General features: G+C 46.8%; 14 protein-coding genes. 10 read left to right on the plus strand and 4 right to left on the minus strand.

Annotated features, from left to right (window positions below; translation table 11 throughout):
- The first annotated feature begins 28 nt into the window (after positions 1-28).
- Positions 29-1,111, plus strand: coding sequence for a rhomboid family intramembrane serine protease (locus tag MO387_RS04485; RefSeq protein ID WP_107946635.1), 1,083 nt, complete (start codon positions 29-31; stop codon positions 1,109-1,111).
- A gap of 159 nt (positions 1,112-1,270) precedes the next feature.
- Here MO387_RS04485 and pntB read toward each other — a convergent pair whose 3' ends face one another.
- A complete protein-coding gene (gene pntB, locus MO387_RS04490) occupies positions 1,271-2,755 on the minus strand; it encodes a Re/Si-specific NAD(P)(+) transhydrogenase subunit beta (RefSeq protein WP_006085934.1) in 1,485 nt (494 codons plus the stop codon).
- A gap of 11 nt (positions 2,756-2,766) precedes the next feature.
- The gene (locus tag MO387_RS04495; RefSeq protein ID WP_242326091.1) at positions 2,767-4,293 is read right to left on the minus strand and encodes a Re/Si-specific NAD(P)(+) transhydrogenase subunit alpha; all 1,527 of its coding nucleotides are present in this window, start codon (positions 4,291-4,293) and stop codon (positions 2,767-2,769) included.
- A gap of 419 nt (positions 4,294-4,712) precedes the next feature.
- On the opposite strand from MO387_RS04495, the gene MO387_RS04500 reads away from it, so the two are divergent.
- From MO387_RS04500 to MO387_RS04520, 5 genes are all read left to right on the plus strand, one after another.
- On the plus strand, positions 4,713-6,512 hold the full coding sequence (locus tag MO387_RS04500) for an assimilatory sulfite reductase (NADPH) flavoprotein subunit (RefSeq protein WP_242326092.1): 1,800 nt from the start codon (positions 4,713-4,715) through the stop codon (positions 6,510-6,512).
- A gap of 99 nt (positions 6,513-6,611) precedes the next feature.
- The gene (gene cysI, locus MO387_RS04505) at positions 6,612-8,309 is read left to right on the plus strand and encodes an assimilatory sulfite reductase (NADPH) hemoprotein subunit (RefSeq protein WP_242326094.1); all 1,698 of its coding nucleotides are present in this window, start codon (positions 6,612-6,614) and stop codon (positions 8,307-8,309) included.
- Positions 8,302-9,084 (plus strand): phosphoadenylyl-sulfate reductase, encoded by a 783-nt coding sequence (locus tag MO387_RS04510; protein ID WP_242326096.1) that lies wholly within the window; start codon positions 8,302-8,304, stop codon positions 9,082-9,084. The genes cysI and MO387_RS04510 overlap by 8 nt, the downstream gene beginning before the upstream one ends.
- A 755-nt stretch (positions 9,085-9,839) precedes the next feature.
- Entirely contained in the window at positions 9,840-10,625 is a 786-nt protein-coding gene (mtgA, locus tag MO387_RS04515; protein WP_242326098.1) for a monofunctional biosynthetic peptidoglycan transglycosylase, read from the plus strand.
- Between the two features lie 339 nt (positions 10,626-10,964).
- Positions 10,965-12,701, plus strand: a complete 1,737-nt coding sequence (locus MO387_RS04520) for a hypothetical protein (protein ID WP_242326099.1) — start codon at positions 10,965-10,967, stop codon at positions 12,699-12,701.
- Between the two features lie 87 nt (positions 12,702-12,788).
- On the opposite strand, the gene MO387_RS04525 is transcribed toward MO387_RS04520, so the two are convergent.
- Both MO387_RS04525 and MO387_RS04530 read right to left on the minus strand, forming a co-directional pair.
- Positions 12,789-14,345 (minus strand): S41 family peptidase, encoded by a 1,557-nt coding sequence (locus tag MO387_RS04525; protein WP_242326100.1) that lies wholly within the window; start codon positions 14,343-14,345, stop codon positions 12,789-12,791.
- Between the two features lie 193 nt (positions 14,346-14,538).
- Positions 14,539-15,426, minus strand: a complete 888-nt coding sequence (locus MO387_RS04530; RefSeq protein WP_242326101.1) for a phospholipase A — start codon at positions 15,424-15,426, stop codon at positions 14,539-14,541.
- A gap of 445 nt (positions 15,427-15,871) precedes the next feature.
- On the opposite strand from MO387_RS04530, the gene cobA reads away from it, so the two are divergent.
- From cobA to MO387_RS04550, 4 genes are all read left to right on the plus strand, one after another.
- A complete protein-coding gene (cobA, locus tag MO387_RS04535; RefSeq protein WP_107946642.1) occupies positions 15,872-16,717 on the plus strand; it encodes a uroporphyrinogen-III C-methyltransferase in 846 nt (281 codons plus the stop codon).
- A 118-nt stretch (positions 16,718-16,835) separates the two neighbouring features.
- Positions 16,836-17,744, plus strand: a complete 909-nt coding sequence (cysD, locus tag MO387_RS04540; RefSeq protein ID WP_012586925.1) for a sulfate adenylyltransferase subunit CysD — start codon at positions 16,836-16,838, stop codon at positions 17,742-17,744.
- Positions 17,745-17,827: 83 nt separating this feature from the next.
- Positions 17,828-19,270, plus strand: a complete 1,443-nt coding sequence (gene cysN, locus MO387_RS04545) for a sulfate adenylyltransferase subunit CysN (protein WP_107946643.1) — start codon at positions 17,828-17,830, stop codon at positions 19,268-19,270.
- A gap of 3 nt (positions 19,271-19,273) precedes the next feature.
- The gene (locus tag MO387_RS04550) at positions 19,274-20,998 is read left to right on the plus strand and encodes an SLC13 family permease (RefSeq protein ID WP_107946644.1); all 1,725 of its coding nucleotides are present in this window, start codon (positions 19,274-19,276) and stop codon (positions 20,996-20,998) included.
- The last annotated feature ends 36 nt before the right edge of the window (positions 20,999-21,034 follow it).

Consider the following 21,034-nt stretch of genomic DNA (forward strand, 5'->3'; position numbering starts at 1 on the left):
AGCTCAAAGCTCAAAGAAAGGGAAGATTATGAGTTTCAAATGTCCTGATTGTCATAACCATAAAATGCGTGAATATGAGTTTCACGGTGAACAAGTGGATACTTGCGAGGCCTGTGGAGGATTGTGGTTTGATAACGGTGAACTCAACAAAGCGTTGTCGAAGGCTGACAATGGCGATGACAAAGTTCGTGTTGAAGAAACACTCGGTGCACATTTAGGTCAGGCTAAGCGCCAATGTGGCCATTGTGAGGTGTCGCTTGAGCGCTACCACTTGATGGATGGTTACCAAATAGAAGTCGATGTTTGCCATAGCTGCAGCGGCATATGGATAGACAGGGATGAAAGCGACAAAGTGGTGAAATCTCCACTTGTTAAAAACCTGCTCGCTGAACTGGACGCAAAAATAAGCACTAAGACTTGGATATTCCAATTCTTATCCCAGATGCCAGTTGAGTTTAACCTCAAGCCGAAAAAGCCGCCTGTGGTGACCTACTTGTTACTGGCGCTCAATATTTTGGTTTTTGTTGGCTATGGATTTGATCTGGATATGACTGATAACGTGTTTGCTCGTTTTGCACTACGGGCTGACGACGTAATGCACGGTAGCCATGTTTGGACTCTATTTAGCCATATGTTTTTACACGGTGATTTAATGCATCTTGCCGGTAATATGTACTTTTTATATGTAGTTGGCGATAACCTCGAAGATGCGCTTGGCCGCGCCCGCTTTTTTGTGTTGTATTTGGTGTGTGGTTTTGCCGCCGCTGCAACTCAAATTGCTGCTGATCCTGGCTCGAATATTTATATGGTTGGTGCAAGTGGTGCCATTGCTGGGTTATTTGGCATGTATTTAATGTGGTTTAGACATGCGAGTCTGACTTTCATGTTTATCATTTATCAGAAGAAGCTTTCGCCTATGGCATTCTTCAGCATCTGGTTAGTCTTTAATATTATTGGTTTAATTATGGCTGGTGAAGGCGTTGCTTACTGGGCACATATCGGTGGTTTTGTCGCGGGTCTGTTGATGGGTATTTTCCTAAAAGACAAAGTGATGCAAGCTAATCCACTGATTGCTATGCTCAACGAACCTGAGGTTAAGATAGCGCGCTAAACGTTAGCATTTCTTGCGCTTAGCGCTATTGAGTGGCTTTATCAATTCGGCAGTTAGCGCGAGATACGATATAAAGAAGGGAGCCAGCGGCTCCCTTTTTATCATTGAAACAGTGTGTTTCGCCTAAGCGATTTACACTCTGTTAAGGTTACATCAGGCTCAAAGCGCTTTTAAAATCGCTTCGACACTGGCCTTGGCATCCCCAAACAGCATTTGGGTATTATCTTTGAAGAACAGTGGGTTTTGCACGCCGGCATAACCTGTGTTCATCGAGCGCTTAAAGCCGATGACGTTTTGCGCTTTCCACACTTCGAGCACTGGCATGCCTGCGATTGGGCTACCTGGATCTTCCATTGCCGCAGGGTTAACCGTGTCGTTCGCACCAATTACTAGTACTACGTCAGTGTCGTTAAAGTCGTCGTTGATTTCGTCCATTTCAAGCACGATATCGTACGGGACTTTCGCTTCCGCCAGCAGTACGTTCATATGACCTGGTAAACGACCGGCAACCGGGTGGATACCGAAACGGACTTTTACGCCAAGATCTCGCAGTCTTTTGGTGATTTCAGCCACAGGATATTGCGCCTGTGCCACTGCCATGCCGTAACCTGGGGTGATAATGACAGAGGTGGCATTTTTCAGCATATCCGCCACATCTTCGGCGTTGGTTTCACGGTATTCGCCCATTTCTTCATCGGCAGTCGAGGCTACACCATCTGTGCCAAAGCCACCAGCGATTACAGAAATAAACGAGCGATTCATCGCCTTACACATGATGTAAGACAGAATTGCACCCGATGAACCCACTAATGCGCCAACGACAATCAAGAGGTCGTTCGACAACATAAAGCCCGCTGCCGCCGCTGCCCAACCTGAGTAGGAGTTCAGCATAGACACCACCACTGGCATATCTGCGCCGCCAATCGATGCGACTAAATGCCAGCCAAAGGCGAAGGCAATCAAGGTCATCAATAGCAGTGCTGGCATAGTGCCGCCAGTTTGGACGAAGTACACCAACAGGGCGAAAGACACGAGCACTGCCACTAGGTTTAACTTGTGGCGATGTGGCAGCATCAAAGGTTTAGATGAAATCACGCCGCGTAACTTACAAAAGGCCACGATAGAACCGGTAAAGGTGACCGCACCGATGAAGATCCCGAGGAAGACTTCGACCAAGTGAATGTTAAGCATGGCGCCAGTGAGATGTTCTTTGCTGGCGGCTTTAGCCGCTTCACTTAGGGCATCGTGCACTGCGGCGAGGGTCGTATTGATATCGCCACCGACAGCTACGACGACTTGCGACACTTCCTGTGGGTGTAAGTCGATAAAGCTGTTAAAGCCAACCAATACCGCGGCCATACCAACAAAACTGTGCAAGATGGCAACCAGTTCAGGCATTTCAGTCATTTCGACTTTTAATGCTAAACGGATACCAATCGCGCCGCCAATCACCATGGCGATTAAGATCCACGCAATACCGTTAGTATCAGGGTTGAAAATGGTAGCCAGTAGGGCGATTGCCATACCTAAGATACCGAATAAATTGCCGTGTTTTGCCGTCTCTTGCTTCGACAGTCCCGCGAGACTGAAGATGAAGAGAATGGCGGCAATAATGTAAGCTGCTGTTACCAGTCCTTGAGACACGTTAAACCCCCTTAATCCTTACGGAACATCTTCAGCATGCGCTGAGTGACGGTGAAGCCACCGAAGATGTTAATACTGGCGATCAGCACGGCGATAAACGCCAGTACAGTGACCAAAGTTGAACCCTGACCGATTTGCAGTAGGGCGCCGACCACGATAATGCCCGAAATCGCGTTAGTGACTGACATCAAAGGCGTATGCAGTGAGTGAGATACGTTCCACACCACATAATAACCCACGACGCAGGACAGCAAGAATACCGTGAAATGGGACAGGAACTCTGGCGGTGCAACCGATGCCACGGCTGCAAATCCGGCGATGCCTAAGGCGGCGAGCACGTATTTGAGCTTAGATGGCGCTTTCGGGGTGGTGTCTTTAGGCGCGATTTTTGCGGCAGGTTTTGCTGGCGCCGCAGAAACCGAAATCGGTGGTGGCGGGAAGGTCACTTCACCTTTTTTAATCACAGTCATGTTGCGCATGACCACATCATCGAAGTTGATGCTGGCAGTACCGTCTTTCTCTTTACACATTAACTTCATCAGGTTGACTAAGTTAGTGCCGTAAAGCTGTGACGATTGCGCGGGTAGACGACCGGGAAGGTCGGTATAACCAATCACTTTTACGCCGTTAGGAGTAACAAACAGCTCGCCCGATTGCGTGTATTCACAGTTACCGCCAGTTGCAGCGGCCAAATCGACGATCACTGAGCCGCTCTTCATGCTATCAACCATAGCTTTGGTGATGAGCTTAGGCGCAGGACGACCAGGGATCAGCGCCGTAGTGATGATGATATCGACTTCTTTGGCTTGCTCAGCAAACAGCGCCATTTCGGCAGCAATAAATTCATCCGACATGGTTTTAGCATAACCATCGGATGAGCCACCTTCTTCGTTACCAAAATCGAGTTTAAGGAACTGGCCGCCCATAGATTCGATTTGCTCGGCCACTTCTAAGCGCGTATCGAAGGCGCGCACTATGGCGCCAAGCGATCCAGCAGTACCAATGGCAGCAAGACCTGCAACACCGGCACCAATCACTAGCACTTTAGCGGGCGGCACTTTACCGGCAGCGGTAATTTGACCGGTAAAGAAACGGCCAAATTGATGCGCGGCTTCAACAACGGCACGATAACCGCCAATGTTGGCCATAGAGGAGAGTGCATCGAGTGACTGGGCACGGGAGATACGTGGCACCATGTCCATCGCCATCACGTTGATTTTGCGTTTAGATAACTTCTCAACCAGCTCAGGGTTTTGTGCGGGCCAAATAAAGCTGACGACAGTTGCTCCGTCTTTGATTTGTTCGATTTCGGCGTCGCTTGGCGCATTGACCTTAAAAATCAGATCGGCTTGCCAAACGTCAGTTGTCACTTTCGCGCCTGCAGCTTCAAAGGCTGCATCATCGAAACTTGACAGTTGACCCGCATTGGCCTCAATAACAACTTCAAAGCCGAGTTTTTTAAGCTGCTCGACGGTGGCTGGAGTCGCGGCGACCCTAGTTTCACCGGCGAGACTTTCTCTCGGTATTCCAATCTGCATGACTACTCCCTGATGGTTTATATAATCGTTCCGCCTGCTGTGCTTCCTTCATCGTACTCAACTGCAAAATCTGTCATCGCCAGCGATTACTCGGCTGGTGATTCGAGTCAGTTCGGGCATTCAATCTAGGATGGACACTTTTTGTTTTAAAAACAAACTATTCTGTGGGCAACAGAAATTTCTGTTCGACAGGCTCATGACCATTGTGGCAATACTTTAGCTTGGCACAAGTGCATATTTCTCAAGCAGGCCGTTTCTGCACTGGTCGGATCAAAAACTTTTAACCAGTGCACACTTTTGTAGCTTAAATTTTGCACTTTGTATATTCCAAAATGGAATTAAAAATCCGATTTTATTCTTTTTTGCTTTTCTTAAACCGCGATAAGCTTGTGGGCATTACACTGTCATAGGGCCGTCTCATGTTGTTAAAAGAACTTTCATCGCTGGCTTCGCCATTGTCTCAAGGACAAGTCGAGAAGCTAAAACAACTCACTTCTGAGTTAAGTGCTGTGCAACTGGCTTGGGTGAGTGGCTATCTTGCTGCCACCGCCAATGCTGGCCAACTAGCTCCCGCCGCGCAGGCGCAAACTGCTCAAACAGTGACGATTCTCTATGGCAGCCAAACGGGTAATGGCCGTGGTGTCGCCAAAGCGCTCGCTGATAAGGCACAGGCGCAAGGTTATGCGGTCAATCTGGCTTCAATGGGCGAATACAATGTTCGCCAACTGAAACAAGAAACTGTGCTCTTGCTGGTGGTCAGCACCCATGGTGAAGGTGAAGCGCCGGATGACGCGATTGAATTACATAAGTTTTTAGCATCGAAACGTGCACCTAAGTTAGACAATCTACATTACTCAGTGCTTGCGCTGGGGGATTCAAGTTATGAATTCTTCTGTCAAACCGGTAAAGACTTTAGTACTCGTCTAGCGCTACTGGGTGCTAAGTCATTGTTACCTTTGGTTGAATGTGATGTGGACTATGAAGCCGCCGCTGGTCAGTGGCACGCCGATGTGTTAGAGGCCGTTAAGCCGCTCATCGAAACCTCGTCCGCCAGTGTGGTATCTATCGGTACCGCTAAAACGATTGGCGAAAGCGAGTTTACTAAGCAAAACCCCTATAGCGCTGAAGTGCTAGCGAGCCAAAAAATTACCGGCCGCGGTTCAGACCGAGATGTGCGCCATGTTGAAATTGACCTTGGCGATTCAGGCTTAAGCTATCAAGCGGGCGATGCCCTCGGTGTTTGGTTTAGCAATAATGAAGTGTTAGTCGATGAAGTCCTCGTGGGCCTGTCGTTGGCCGCCGATGAGTTAGTAACCCTAGGCACAGAATCCTTGACCCTTAAGCAAGCTTTGCTTGAGAAGAAAGAGCTGACTCAGTTGTATCCCGGATTAGTCAAAGCGTGGGCCGAACTGAGCGGCAGCGCTGAGCTGCTAGCATTGAGCGAAGATAAAGAGCAAGTGCGTCACTTTATCCTTAAGCATCAATTTGCGGATTTAGTCGCCCAGTATCCGTTAACAAATAGCGCAGTCACGTTAAGCGCGGCAAGATTGCTTGAGTTACTGCGCCCATTAACCCCAAGACTTTACTCTATCGCCTCAAGCCAAAGTGAAGTGGAAACCGAAGTCCATTTAACCGTGGCGTTAGTGGAAGATGAGCGTCACGGCGCGGCCCGTTTTGGCGGCGCGTCACACTTCTTAGCCTCTGCGCAGGAAGGCACTCAGGTTAAGGTTTATGTTGAGTCGAATAAGCATTTCCGTTTACCTGATAATCCAGACACGCCAGTGATCATGGTTGGCCCAGGCACAGGTGTTGCGCCGTTTCGTGCCTTTATGCAGGAGCGCGTGGCCCAAGGGATCCAAGGTGATAGCTGGTTATTCTTCGGCAATCCACACTTTGAGCAGGATTTCTTGTATCAAACTGAGTGGCAACAGTATTTGAAAAATGGCGATTTAAGCCGTATCGACGTGGCGTTCTCACGCGATCAAGCCCATAAAGTTTATGTGCAGCACCGCATTAAAGAACAAGGCCAAGCCCTGTGGCAATGGTTGCAAAACGGCGCGCATCTGTACATTTGTGGTGATGCTGAACGTATGGCCAAAGATGTTCACCAAGCCTTGATTGAGGTGGCTGTCGAAGTCGGTGGTTTGAATAACGAAGCGGCTGAAGCCTACTTTGAAACACTGCGCAGCGATAAACGTTACCAAAAAGACGTGTATTAATCTCAACCGTTGCGCATATAAGAAACGCATAAAAATAGCCAAAGCTGCACACGTGATGACTTGTGCAGTTAGCGAACCGAATTTGAAGAGGCAGTTGCCATGAGTGAGCAAAAGTTAGCGTTAAACGAATACCTAAAGACCGACAGTGATTACCTGCGCGGTACGATTAAAGAAGGCTTAGATTCTGCGGTAACCGGCAGTTTCAGTGACGGCGATCAGCAGTTGATCAAATTCCACGGCTTCTATCAGCAAGATGATCGCGATTTACGTAACGAGCGTAAAGAGCAAAAACTTGAGCCTTTATATAGCTTTATGTTGCGTGCTCGTGTGCCTGGTGGTATCTGTTCACCGCAGCAATGGTTAGGCGTAGACAAAATTGCGTCTACCTTAACCAGCTCAAACAGCATTCGTTTGACGACCCGTCAAACCTTCCAATACCACGGTATTCCTAAGCGTAACTTGAAGACCATTATTCAAGACTTAGATCGTGAAGCGCTGGATTCGATTGCCGCTTGTGGTGACGTTAATCGTAACGTGATGTGTAATCCTAATCCGGTGGAATCGAAACTGCATGAGCAGGCCTATGCGGTGGCGAAACAACTGTCTGCTCATCTGCTGCCACACACGCGTGCTTATGCCGAAATTTGGTTAGACGAAGAAAAGTTACTCTCAACCGAAGATGAAACCGTTGAACCTGTATATGGCAAAACTTATCTGCCACGTAAGTTCAAAATGGCGGTTGCGGTTCCTCCCGATAACGATGTTGACGTTTACACTAATGATTTAGGCTTTATCGCCGTTGCCGAAAACGGCGAGCTGGTTGGCTTTAACTTAACCGCGGGCGGCGGCATGGGCTCGACCCATGGCGAAGTGGAAACCTTCCCACGTCTTGCAGATGACTTTGGTTTTATCAAAACTGCAGACGTGATGAAGTTTGCCGAAGCTGTCATGACAGTGCAACGCGACTGGGGTAATCGTGTTAACCGTAAACGTTCACGCCTTAAGTACACTATCGTCGACCATGGCTATGAGAAGTTTAAAGCCGAAGTCGAATTGCGTGCTGGAGTGAAGTTTGAGCCTAAGCGTGACGTAGTGATTGGCGATCGCGGCGATCGTTATGGCTGGGTCGAAGGCGTTGACGGTAAATGGCATTTAACCTTATTTATCGAAAGCGGCCGCATTAAAGATTTACCGGGTCAAACCCTGCAAACGGGACTGCGTGAAATTGCTAAGATCCACAAAGGCGATTTCCGTATGACCTCGAATCAAAACATGATCATCGCAGGTGTCGCGGCAGAAGATAAAGCCACGATTGAAGGCTTAGCCCGCAAACACGGACTACTGGGCCAAGTGTTGACGCAAACCCGCGGTCATTCGATTGCCTGTGTGGCGTTGCCAACGTGTCCATTAGCGATGGCGGAAGCTGAACGTTATTTCCCTGAGTTTATCGATCATATCGATGCGCTGCAGGCAAAACACGGCATCAGTGAGCAAGCGATTGTAGTGCGGATGACAGGTTGTCCAAACGGTTGTGCGCGTCCATTTGCCGCTGAAATTGGGCTTGTGGGTAAAGCGCCAGGCCGTTACAACTTGTACTTAGGCGCAAGCTTTGAAGGGACTCGTCTGAACAAGATGCACAGAGAAAATATCCAAGAGGCGGAAATTCTCGCCGAATTGGATGCCCTGTTTGGCCGCTACGCCGTTGAGCGTGATGCAGGCGAAACCTTTGGTAACTTCACCGTCCGCGTGGGCGTTGTGAAGGCGGTGATTGATGCCGCTAAGGATTTTCATGGTTGATCATCAACAAAAAACCAGTGATACAGTGCCGACTGTGGTCAGCACGGCCGAGTTAACGGCGCTATTGAGTGCGCCCAAGGCTGAGCAAACGATAGAGCTTGAACGCATAAATCAGTTCTTAGCCGGATTGAGCGCACAAGAGCGAGTGTTATGGGGCTTAACTTATTTGCCCGGTAATCATGCGCTGTCATCAAGCTTTGGTATTCAAGCCGCTGTGATGCTGCATATGGTGAACCAGGCACAGGCGAATATTCCGGTTATCCTCACGGATACAGGGTATTTGTTCCCTGAAACCTATCAGTTTATCGATGAGCTGACACAACGTTTGTCACTGAATGTAAAAGTATATCAAGCGCCGATGACAGCCGCATGGCAAGAGGCGCGCTTTGGTAAGTTGTGGGAGCAAGGCATAGACGGGTTAGAGCAATACAACCGTTTAAACAAAGTTGAGCCTATGCAACGCGCCTTAGCCGAGCTTGACGTTGGTACTTGGTTTGCAGGGCTGAGACGTAGCCAAGCCAGCACCCGTGAGGCGCTGCCGATACTGGCGATTCATGGCACTCGCTTTAAGTTACTGCCGATTATCGAGTGGTCGAATAAAGATGTGCACCTATATTTGACTGAGTTTGACTTGCCGTACCACCCACTTTGGGACCAAGGCTATGTTTCTGTTGGTGATACCCATTCGAGTAAACCACTTGAATTAGGCATGACAGAGGAAGAAACGCGCTTTAATGGGCTGAAACGTGAGTGTGGTCTGCATTACGATATCTAGTATCTTATTGATTTAAAATATTAAACGCCTCAATTGCCATTGGGGCATTTTTTATCTCTGTGTGATAAGTGTTATCTTTGATTGAATTTAATACTCTGGATTGACGATAAAGCGAAGCTATGTCATTTAAGCGTCATTTCACTGAGATATATTGATATTCATAGGGTTAGTGTTGGTGGCTCTTTAAAGGATAAAAATGTTGTACATTTTTACTCACAGAGTTATGCACATTGGTTAAGCCTGAACTATATTTTGAAGTTCCCGTAGATGGTTTTGAGGGATTTTACTGTGAAATTGACATGATTCATGTCTTCTCCGAGGTTAAGTGGTTGTATATCGGTATTTATGGGCTGGGTTTGCTGTGTATTGATATCATTCGACTGGATGCAGTGAAAGCGTTGAAAACCTGACTCGCAGCTGCGAGTATCAAGCAGTTTGATTGACTTGCTAGCCCTCGTTAATCAGCCATCATTACCTCGGTCAGCTGTCGTCAAAGCTGCCGAGGTCAAGTTAAGTCAAGCCCTCGCCATCTTCAATAGTGATTTGTTATTGTGGCTATTTCTCTGCCCATCTTTGATTCTCGAGTAAGATATCCTTGGTGTTTCCTCCAATGTCGTAGCATGATCGACCCGCAACTCCCTTAACGCTTTAGGCGGTTTTCTAATAAGCCTTGGGTGTTGTAAAGAATGCCTAATGGATTGGCTTGACTGGATATCATAAATGAGAGATGAGAGTGCGCGGATGAGATGGTGTAAATGACGGCTCCTTTATATGCGATGCGAGATCATGTCAGGCGTCCTAGTGCCAATAAGTCGAGTAGTCCTGCTCCTCAAAGGCGTAAGCGTGGCTTTCGTCGTTTATTGTCTTGGCTATTCAAGGGATTAGTATGGGCATTAATTTGCTCAATCTTATTGGTTATTCTACTCAGATTCGTTAATCCACCCATGTGGACTTGGCGTATTGAGCGCGCCTTATTTCCACCTGCACCTATGGGGGAAGTCATGCATCAGTGGCGCGATTTAGCGCACATTTCTCCTGAGTTACAATTGGCGGTGATCGCCGCAGAAGATCAACGTTTTTCCGAACATACGGGATTCGATTTAGCCGCGATAAGCTCGGCGCTGAAATACAATCAGAAAGGCACTAAAGTTCGCGGAGCCAGTACCTTAAGTCAGCAGGCGGCGAAAAACCTGTTTATGTGGTCTAGCCGCAGTTTCTTTCGTAAGGGATTAGAAGCTTGGTTTACCTTAATGATGGAACTGACTTGGAATAAGTCGCGCATCCTTGAAGTGTATTTAAATATCGTCGAATTTGGTCCAGGTATTTACGGCGCCGAAGCGGCATCAAAGCATTATTTTGGAAAGTCTGCGGCAAAACTAACCCAATATGAGGCTTCATTACTCGCAGCCATCTTACCCAATCCTTGGCGTTATAAAGTGTCACCTCCGTCGTCCTATGTGCAGCAGCGTTCCGCTTGGATCCGCAAACAAATGCGCCAGTTAGGTGACGTCACGCTTAAAAAAGTCCACGAAGCGGGATGAAGGTCTGACGTGTGAGTTTGGCCCAGATGCATTTATGTGTCATTGGGCACTTTGTTAATCGTCGACGACTTAAAGATCTTTTATTACTGAATTGAAATAAGATTGGAAACCTGTTGAATTAAGGTTAACGCTGATGCGTTTTAACGGTTTGATTCCCTATCCTGTTCGCTTCTGTATCGGTTTAATGTTAAATTATCGGGCAAAATTTATACCTTAGTTTTCTGATTTTGCATTATCTGCGTAAGGGATATGTAAGAGCGGATAAATATTCAAATACCTAGGGATTACTTTAGGTATTGATTTCATAAAATTGAATTGTCATTAAATGGAGTTTCTTAAATGAAAAAGATTGTGATTGCCGCGGCAATTATTGCAGCTGGTGCGGGTGGTTATTGGTATACGCAGAATGGTGCTGGCTCTAGTGCCTCTGCAAATCCTTTGCTCGACTATGTGCCTGCTGATACGCCGATATTTTCGGGTCAGCTAAAACCCTTCCCGTTGAAAGCGTATTTACAGTCTATTTCTGGAAATTATCAGCAATATCCAAGTAACGCGCTTGCCGAATTTGGTGAGCTGGATAGCCCTATGGGTAAGTTCTTCGTCAGCATTTATCAGCAGTATATGGATGGCATTAAAGATCCAGCCTTACTGTTGAAAACCTTTGGTTTTCCTGATGAAATTAAACCATATTTCTATACTCTAGGTGCTTTGCCTGTATTCAAGATTGACGTCAATCAAGCGGATGCATTTTGGGCTGCATTAGATAAAGCCGAAAAAGACAGTGGCGTGACCCACGAAATGCGTAAAGTGGGTGATGTTGATTATCGCGCTTATGCATTATCGGATGAAGCTTCAACTGAAAAAGCTGATCTGTTATTTGCCCAAAAAGATGGCATATTAACGATTACTTTCAGCACTTCTATTACCGAGCCTGAATTATTAGAAATGGCATTCGGTATTAAGAAGGCGCCGCAGTCATTAGCCGCTTCTGGCATATTGGACGATATTATTAAAACCCATGGTTTTAAAGATGACAGCATCAGCTTTATCAACCATGTGGAAATTGTAAAGGCGTTGACCTCAGCCGATAGCAATATGTTATCTAAGCAATTGACGAAGTTTTTTGCTAATGAAAGCGTCGGTGAAGATCCATTAGCTCAAATTAGAACACCAGAATGTCGCACCGAATTAACCGCGATTGCGGCTAATTGGCCGCGCACGGTTGCGGGTTTAACCGCGTTTTCTGTGACAGAAAAAGAAAGCCATATGGCGGCCTCATTTGTGGTTGAAACTAAGAATCAACCAATTCTTGCGGCAATGCAAAAGATGCGTGGCTTTATTCCTGCACATCTGGCGGATATCGACAGCACTATCTTCTCTATGGGCATAGGCTTAGATGTCAACGAAGTTGCACCTTCATTAACGGCTATTTGGGATGATCTGCAAAAGCCGCAATTGACCTGTGCGCCACTGGCCGAGTTGCAAGCTGAGTTGAGCCAACAGAGCCCAGCTATGCTAGGCATGTTCACAGGTATGGCGAACGGTGTGAAAGGCATGAGCGTTTCATTGCTCGACTTTAAAATGAGCACACAAGATCAAGAGCCTAAGTTAGAAAGCTTAGATGCGTTAGTCAGCCTCAGCGCCGAAAACCCATCTATGTTGTTCAATATGGTGAAACCTTTCGCGCCTATGTTGGCCGAAGTGCAATTAGCCGATAACGGCGATGCCACTGACTTATCACCCATATTGATGTTGCCTCCTGAGTTAGGTGTTAAGCCTATGCTCGCGATTAAAGGTCAGCATTTAGTGGTGTATAGCGGTGATAAAGGTCTGGCGTTGGCAAACAAATTAGCGGGCGAGAAACTGTCTGCGAATGGCATGTACAGCTTATCTGCTGACTACGGCAAGATGTTCACTCCAATGCTGACGTTGTTAGAAATGAGCGGCGAGCCAATCCCTGAAGAGATGAAAATGCTTAAAGATTACAACATGCGAGTTCAAATGAGCTTTGATGTGAATAAGCAAGGTTTGGTTATAGGTTCAGTTGCCAATTCTAAAGCGACTGAAAAGAAATAATTCTAGAATCCATTCTTTAGCTAACTGATATCAGTTAACGAATCAATGTTTGAAATGAGCCAGCAGATTGCTGGCTCTTTTTTTGATTCAATTCAGCTTAGCTTGAGCTAGCTTAGTGGGTTGTGATGTTTGAATTATCTGAGTTTTTGGTTTAGCGGAACGCACTAAACTCACTAATCCTTGCCATTGAATATCACTGTTTTGGGGAAGCCAAATATCGGGCTCAGTCCCAGCACCTGACAAGAGTTTTCCCTGTGCGTCATAGGTCAATGAACTACTGAATCTTATGTCTAATCCACTGTTTGGCAGTTTAAAATGGTACTGACGAGCAAAATCACCCGAGGTTTTTTCACCAATCAAATTCGCCCTAGACCAAGATTTAGTGCGATAGGCAATCCACTCACATTCTTGGCGGCATTTGGGACTCACGAGCAGTGCTAAACGATTTCGCCCTTCAGGAGTCACCGCAGGTTTAGTGCGAACGTACCAAGGGCTGAATTTATCTTCATCGACTGGGGGTAAGTTGCGGGTGAGGGATTTTAGTCGTTGCGCACTGTATTCGAGCGCAGCTAAAGGCTTAAAGTTGAGTGGTTGTAGATAGTCATTTCTCAGTTCCGGTGAGCGGCGATAGTGTGCAAATCCCATCACGTTCGGCGCTAAAGTGTTATTTAAATCAGCATCTTGATATCGCGATAATAGGGTCAATAACTTTGGGCTAAAACCACTAGCGTCACGTAAGTCGATGATCAGTAGGGGATGCGTCATACCCTTGAGCAGTTCTTGCTGTAGATCTCTATCCAATTCAAAGGCGTACAGATCGCTGATCTTCAGTTTGACCGTAGTATTGTTAACTGTTTCTAATTGATTTGGAGTGTCTTGAAATTCGGTGCGCTCAAACTGAGATAACTGATTAATGAATTCAAAAACACTCATATCTTGTGTCTGATCTTCTTGATTATTTTCCACTAATTGAGTCTGCGGTTCGCGGCTTGGCAGGGCGAGAGTCACCTGCTGGGTTTGCAGATCATCATTAATCAGCGTAATGAGCACATAGGGCTTGATGCTGAGGCCTAAATCTTCACGCAGCAGGTTCAGTTTTTTCAGCCAAGGTAACTGCATTTCTTGGCTCTGTTTTGCAGGCTCAGGTAGATAGGCTTGGCTGGCCGCCACCCATTTACTCATAGGTAAACCGTCGATATGAGTCACAAAGGGAAAGTCGTTGCTGATTGGACTATTCCTGCTATCTAAGGCTAACCACTGGTCGTTGAGTGGCCGTAAGGTTAACGGGAGATCGCCGCTTTGATCATCGAAGTCATGCACTTGAGCACCGGGATCTTTGAGGCTATTGAGTAGTTTAGTGATTTCAGCGGCAAAGCGGTCATTGGGCGTCATATCTTGATACTGCTCGACAATCAGGCTCGCCATATACTTGAGTTGCGGACTGGCTTTGTCGGGCGTTAACGCATAAAACGCCGAGTGTTGCTCGATTTGATCTAATAAGGCATAGAGATCTTGGCGTACCTCTTGCGCATTAAGCATAGGTGCAGTGTTATCTTTTGGCACAGCAAAAAACGCGAGCTTAAGTAAGCTCGCGAAAATAATGACACTGAGTAGCACGACTATGCTGCGGTAGCTAAAACTCATATTCCTCCATGATGTTAAGGCGTAGCTTCAGGGCACAAAAAGGTGTGCGACTATCGGCTTAAATGCCATTCGGATCAATGTAAATCGTCCCGCTCGGCCATAAACTCAGGTCCATCTGAGCAATTTAGCAGCAGGTTTTGTAGATTAGCAGCAAATTATGGCTGATTTTTGTACTCTGTCACTTTTATATTTACTACAGAATATCGTTGAGCGAAATCCCGATACCAATACGTTGGTTGTGATAGTTGTAATCGATTAAGCTCTCGCCATAACCATTAAAGTATTGAGTATAAAGGCGTAAGTTGCCGACGATAGGATAACTCCAGGTTACTTCTGCTGAACCTCTGTCGATATCTTCTAGGTTTGTTCTAAGGGTTAAGGTGAATCTATGTTCATCGATACCATAGACACCAATAAACTCAGCTCTGCCTATGTAGTCATCAATATTGGGATTATCGTCACCGCGAGCTTGATGCGGATCGGTTTTTTCATCCTCAGGAATCCGCCACCAGACTTTAGTTGAGAAGGCGAGTGGACCTGCATCAAAAATCATAGTGGCATAGAGTCTATTCCAGCTGCGAGAAAGCGGTCCTGATTTACCATTCGATTGATGCACAGCACCAACGCCCCAAAAGGAATTGGTTACACTGCCTATTTTCCAATCGTTATTAAACAGCATAAAGACTTCAGGCTCGTGATTGGTTTCACGGAACGGAGATGAGGTATCTTTGTTATAAACCTGCCAATAGGATTGATTGGTATAGGCAAAGAATAAATGACCATTATCACCAAAGACATTGTACCAAATAGGGAATTTAAAACTGATTTGAAACTTAGCCTCGAACTCATCCAAAGTGTAGGGATTGATGAGGGCATCTTCAGCGAACGGTGCCATGTTGGGATCTGGGCTATAGGTTGCAGGTAAAATGTAATTCACTTTATGCGGTGTAATTACAAAAGGTAGTTCTGCCGTGGCAAGTTCATCTTTGACTCTTCCTTCTACTAATGATTCTTCGGCATTTATACTCGTACAAGCTAATAGCCCAGCCATTGCAGCAATACCTGAATAAAGTCGTTTCATCGGCCCTCCTTGATGTGCTTATTTGTGTATTTGTCAGTCGTACTCAACAAAGATAGTTATGCCCAGCTTACCATTAGAAAGTGAATTTATGGTTATGTAAAAATTCTGCGTCATTTGGTGACAATTTATCTTGTTAGTGAGGTTTTCACCCTGTTGGGGCAGGTTTAGGTAGAATTTTTGGCAATAACATAGTGCCAGAATCACACACTTAGCTGAGCGGTGTTCGTTTTATATAACAGATGAATCCATATTAAGTTATTTAAATTCAATTGGTTATTAATATGTTGAGGCATTTTTGATTTTGAAACTCAATATTTTTCCAATTTAAATCGACGTCAGTGATTTCTTTTATATCTAAATGATATAAAAACTAATAATTATCTATTTATTATGGAATATAAGACGCGCTATATTTCTACAGACTAAAGTGATCTTGGGGATACTGATGGAAATTTTATCTTTACCGGGCCAAGCGGCCAAAGGCAAAGTCTGGCTGGTGGGTGCAGGTCCTGGTGACGTTGAGTTATTGACGTTAAAGGCATGGCGCATCCTTAAAACCGCAGACGCTGTGCTATACGACGCTTTAGTCAGTCAAGATATCCTAGCTCTTATTCCTAAAGACGCTGAAAAGATTGCCGTAGGTAAACGTGCGGGTAAGCATAGCGCTGCACAGGACGAGATTAATCAGTTACTCGTGACTAAAGCCTACACCCGTAAAAATGTGGTGCGTCTTAAGGGCGGCGATCCTTTTATTTTCGGTCGCGGTGGCGAAGAGTTGCAAACCTTAGTCGAAGCGGGGGTTGAGTTTGAGGTCGTCCCCGGTATTACCGCCGCCAGCGGCACATCGGCCTATGCGGGAATTCCCCTGACCCACAGAGACCATGCCCAAGGCGTCACTTTTATCACCGGTCATTGTCAGTTAGAGAGTCGCCCTATGGATTGGCAAGGTTATGCTAATCCTAACAATACCTTAGTCGTGTATATGGGGATTCTTAACGCCGGCATTATTCGCCAAGGTTTAGTCGATGCGGGCCGAAGCCCTGACACTCCCGTCGCGATAGTGTCAAAGGCGACCACTAAAGAGCAACGTCGTTTTATCGGCCGTTTAGGTGAGCTCGAACAGCTTGCCGCCGATCCTGAATTACAAATGCCAGCCTTGATGATCATAGGTGAAGTGGTTGCGCTGAGTGACACTTTGCATTGGTTCAACCCTGAAGCGGTTGAATCGAGTCATGCCAGTGATGAGCAGATTCAATCGGTTAGAGTCTCGGCCGCCGCGTCGATAAGCTAAGCCGCAAACAGTTAAAGATACTTAGCAGCTAAAGGTGCTAAGTAGTTAAATATATTAAGAAAATTAAGCTAACCCATGCTGTGGTAACGCAGCGAATTTAAGGTAAACGGAGAATAGTATGGCCGGGCGTGAATTAAGCCACTTACAACAACTGGAAGCCGAGAGCATCCAGATCATTCGTGAAGTTGCAGCCGAATTCGATAATCCTGTGATGTTGTATTCCATCGGGAAAGATTCTTCCGTTATGTTGCACTTAGCGCGTAAAGCCTTTTATCCGGGCAAGATCCCATTCCCGTTGCTGCATGTCGACACGGGTTGGAAATTCAAAGAGATGATCGCGTTTCGTGATGCGCAGGCAAAGAAATTTGGCTTCGAGTTACTGACGCACATCAACCCAGAAGGGTTGGCGCAGGGGATAAACCCTTTCGACCATGGCAGTGCGAAACACACTGACATCATGAAAACCCAAGGTTTAAAGCAAGCACTTAACCAATACGGTTTTGATGCCGCTTTCGGTGGGGCTCGCCGCGATGAAGAAAAATCTCGCGCCAAAGAGCGTGTGTATTCGTTCCGCGACCGTCACCACAGATGGGATCCTAAAAACCAACGTCCAGAATTGTGGCGAACCTATAATGGCGCTGTGAACAAGGGCGAAAGTATTCGCGTGTTCCCGTTATCTAACTGGACTGAGCTGGATATTTGGCAATATATCTATCAAGAAAACATTGAGTTAGTGCCTTTGTACTTTGCGGCTAAACGTCAAGTGGTTGAGCGCGGCGGTCAGTTAATCATGGCTGATGACGAGCGGATGAAGTTAGCCGAAGGCGAGCAGTTTAAAGAAGAATTGGTGCGTTTTAGAACCTTAGGTTGCTACCCACTCACGGCCGCCATGCATTCTGAGGCCGACAGCCTAGAGAAGATTATTGAAGAAATGCTGTTAACCCGTTCAAGCGAGCGTCAGGGCCGATTGATCGACTCAGATCAAAGTGCCTCGATGGAGCAGAAGAAGCGTCAAGGCTACTTCTAATCTCGGTAAGGTTAACCCTATTTCGCGAAGGTGGCGCAAGCAAAGCGCGACCTTCAGCCAAGCAGATCAAGAGTGAGAATAAGATGGACAAAGCGGTCAATAAAACCAATCTCATGGCGGCAGAAATTACCCTCCATGGTGTGAAAGAATATCTAGCCCTGCAGCAGCACAAAGGCTTACTGCGCTTTTTAACCTGTGGCAGTGTGGATGACGGCAAAAGTACCTTAATCGGCCGCCTGTTACACGACAGTGCCCAGATCTATGAAGATCAATTGGCGAGCCTAAAGAGCGACAGCGCTAAGATGGGCACCACAGGTGAAGCTATCGACTTAGCCTTGCTGGTGGATGGTCTGCAAGCCGAGCGCGAGCAGGGCATCACTATCGATGTGGCTTACCGTTACTTTTCAAGTGATAAGCGTAAGTTCATCATCGCCGATACGCCAGGGCATGAGCAGTACACGCGTAACATGGCAACGGGTGCATCGACCTGTGATTTGGCTGTGATTTTAGTCGATGCCCGCTACGGCGTGCAGACTCAGACTAAACGCCATGCGTTTATCGCGTCATTACTGGGGATTCGTCACTTCGTTGTTGCCGTGAACAAGATGGATTTGCTTGGGTTTGACGAGCAAGTATTCAATCGCATTCGTGCTGACTTTACCGATTTCGTTAAAGATTTCGGTAACCTCGATATCCACTTTGTGCCGTTATCGGCGCTTAATGGTGACAACGTGGTTGAGCGCAGTACTCAAAGCGACTGGTATCAAGGTGGTACTCTGCTGGAACTGCTAGAAACCACTGATACTCAACGTGAACTCAGCTCATTGCCAGTGCGTTTCCCTGTGCAATATGTGTCGCGTCCTAACTTGGATTTTCGCGGTTTTGCAGGCACTTTAGCCTCTGGCATTATCAATGTCGGTGACGAGTTAGTCGCTTTGCCATCGGGCAAACGCAGCAAGGTTGAACGTATTGTGACCTTCGATGGTGACATACAAGAAGCGGTTGCTGGCCAAGCTGTGACTATCACGCTGGAAGATGAAATTGATATTTCCCGTGGCGATTTACTGGCAAAACCCGATTCTGCGCCAGCCGTCGCTAATGTAATCAGCGCTGACATAGTGTGGATGGATGAAAAGCCATTACAACTCGGTCAGTTATACGACATCAAAGTGGCCGGTAAGAAGACGCAAGCCTCTGTGACTGGCATCGATTATGTGGTTGATGTTAATACTTTAGCGCGCAGCGCGACGGACACGCTTGGGTTAAACGCGATTGCTCGCGTGACCTTAGAGCTGACCGAAGACATAGTGTTCGATGCGTATTCATTAGTGCGTGATACCGGCGGAATGATCCTAATCGATCGCCTGAGCAATGCGACGGTTGCCGCAGTGATGGTTGTGTCGGGTCAGCATGTTAACAAGCAAACAGCATCACAATTTAGTGCCTTTGAAGTTGAGTTTAATGCCTTAGTGCGTAAACACTACCCACATTGGCAAGCGATAGATATCTCTAAGCTTGGAGCTTAATTTGTGAGTGACTTGTGGCTGTTAGCGATTATTTTGTTAGGTCTTGTGGCTGGCTTAATTAGCGGCCGTATCAATCCCGCGGTATTGTTTTTATTTGCATTTTTGCTCTGTTATTTGCTTGGCATGGTTGCGCTCGATACCGCATTAACAAGCTTTACAAATATTGGCTTAGTCACGCTTGTTCTGTTGGTATTGGCCGCGACGGCGTTAGAAAAAACGTCCCTGCTGGGAAAGTTGAGTCAAGTCATAGGCAATAGTTCTTTGCCTATGACAATGGCAAAGCTTGGGCTATCGACCGCCTTGCTGTCGTCCTTTACCAATAACACTGCGGTCGTGGCGTCGCTTATCGGGGTTGTGCGTCGCAATCAAGCACACGCACCCGCTAAGTTATTATTGCCGTTAAATTATGCGGCAATTTTAGGTGGCACACTGACCCTGATTGGTACCTCGACCAACTTGATTGTGAACTCCTTTGTGGAAAACGCCGGCTTACCCGCCTTAGGTTTCTTCGAGTTCACGCCGGTCGCTGTTGTGATCGTCGTCGCTGGCATCTTGTTATTGATCTTACTAGCGAACATTCTGCCCGACAGACGGGAAGAGTCGGGTGAAGAGGCGCTGCCTTACTTGCTCGAAGCCCATGTGGCAAAAGGCTCATCCTTAGTGGGTCGCAGTGTGGTGGATAACAAACTCAGGGCGCTGAAGAAGTTATATCTGGTTGAACTAGAACGCAGCGGCATTTGTATTTGCCCTGTGCCGCCCCAGTTAGTGCTGCAAGCGGACGATGTGCTGCGCTTCAGTGGTGCGGTGGAATCGGTTGAGTTATTACATCAATTCGATGGTTTAGATTGGTTTGGTAAGCATCAAGCCAAGGGACAAAATTTAGTTGAAGCTGTGCTCGCGCCATCATCCCGTTTAGTCGGCAGTTCGTTGAAAGAGTCACGTTTTCGTGAACAGTTCGATGCGGCCGTGATGGCGATCCGCCGCGGCAATCATCCGCTGAAGGGCGGGCTTGGCGACATTATTCTGCAACCCGGCGATGTATTGTTATTGACGCCCGGCGATGGTTTCAGCAATAGCGCAAAATTAAGTTCAGAATTTGCGGCGATCAGCGGCTTAGATTTGAATGTGCGCTTAGACAGTCGCCGTGGTCGTTGGGTATTGCTCGGCTTTGCGGTCACGATCGTTTTGAGTGTCACCGGTGTATTGCCATTGGCTAAAGGTTTAGTGCTCCTGCTGCTGAGTTATTTTGTTATTGGCGCTGTCACTTTGGCTGAGTTTAAACGCCGTTTTCCATTGGAATTAGTGGTGATAGTGGGGAGTGCGTTAGGGCTCGCTAACTTGATGATGAGCACTGGCCTTGCGGACAGTTTAGCCCAAGGATTGCTCTCGGTTATCAATGGTTATGGGGTGTTTGGCGCGTTTGTTGGTGTATATTTTATGACCTTGTTGTTGACTGAATTAGTTACCAATAATGCTGCCGCAGCGCTGGCTTTCCCCATCGCCTACGCGATTGCGCTTAATTACGGTGTCGATGCAAGACCCTTTATTATGGCCGTGGTCTTTGGTGCCAGCGCGAGCTTTATTTCACCCTACGGCTATCAAACCAATTTGATGGTGTTTAATGCGGGTAATTATCGCTTCAGTGACTTCGTCCGCCTAGGATTGCCGTTATCTGTGCTGTATTCCCTGATAGTGATATTTATGGTGCCGATCATCTTTCCATTTTAGTGATTAGCTTGAGTTTATTGCCCTTGTGTTAGCCGT

The organism is Shewanella sp. N2AIL, assembly GCF_022690845.1.
Classification (GTDB): domain Bacteria; phylum Pseudomonadota; class Gammaproteobacteria; order Enterobacterales; family Shewanellaceae; genus Shewanella; species Shewanella baltica.

Bases quoted from the DNA above. Each gene is read 5' to 3' on its own strand.
- MO387_RS04485 (WP_107946635.1), top strand. From the start codon at position 29: ATGAGTTTCAAATGTCCTGATTGTCATAACCATAAAATGCGTGAATAT.
- MO387_RS04495 (WP_242326091.1), bottom strand. From the start codon at position 4,293: ATGCAGATTGGAATACCGAGAGAAAGTCTCGCCGGTGAAACTAGGGTC.
- MO387_RS04500 (WP_242326092.1), top strand. From the start codon at position 4,713: ATGTTGTTAAAAGAACTTTCATCGCTGGCTTCGCCATTGTCTCAAGGA.
- cysI (WP_242326094.1), top strand. From the start codon at position 6,612: ATGAGTGAGCAAAAGTTAGCGTTAAACGAATACCTAAAGACCGACAGT.
- MO387_RS04510 (WP_242326096.1), top strand. From the start codon at position 8,302: ATGGTTGATCATCAACAAAAAACCAGTGATACAGTGCCGACTGTGGTC.
- mtgA (WP_242326098.1), top strand. From the start codon at position 9,840: ATGACGGCTCCTTTATATGCGATGCGAGATCATGTCAGGCGTCCTAGT.
- MO387_RS04520 (WP_242326099.1), top strand. From the start codon at position 10,965: ATGAAAAAGATTGTGATTGCCGCGGCAATTATTGCAGCTGGTGCGGGT.
- MO387_RS04525 (WP_242326100.1), bottom strand. From the start codon at position 14,345: ATGAGTTTTAGCTACCGCAGCATAGTCGTGCTACTCAGTGTCATTATT.
- MO387_RS04530 (WP_242326101.1), bottom strand. From the start codon at position 15,426: ATGAAACGACTTTATTCAGGTATTGCTGCAATGGCTGGGCTATTAGCT.
- cobA (WP_107946642.1), top strand. From the start codon at position 15,872: ATGGAAATTTTATCTTTACCGGGCCAAGCGGCCAAAGGCAAAGTCTGG.
- cysD (WP_012586925.1), top strand. From the start codon at position 16,836: ATGGCCGGGCGTGAATTAAGCCACTTACAACAACTGGAAGCCGAGAGC.
- cysN (WP_107946643.1), top strand. From the start codon at position 17,828: ATGGACAAAGCGGTCAATAAAACCAATCTCATGGCGGCAGAAATTACC.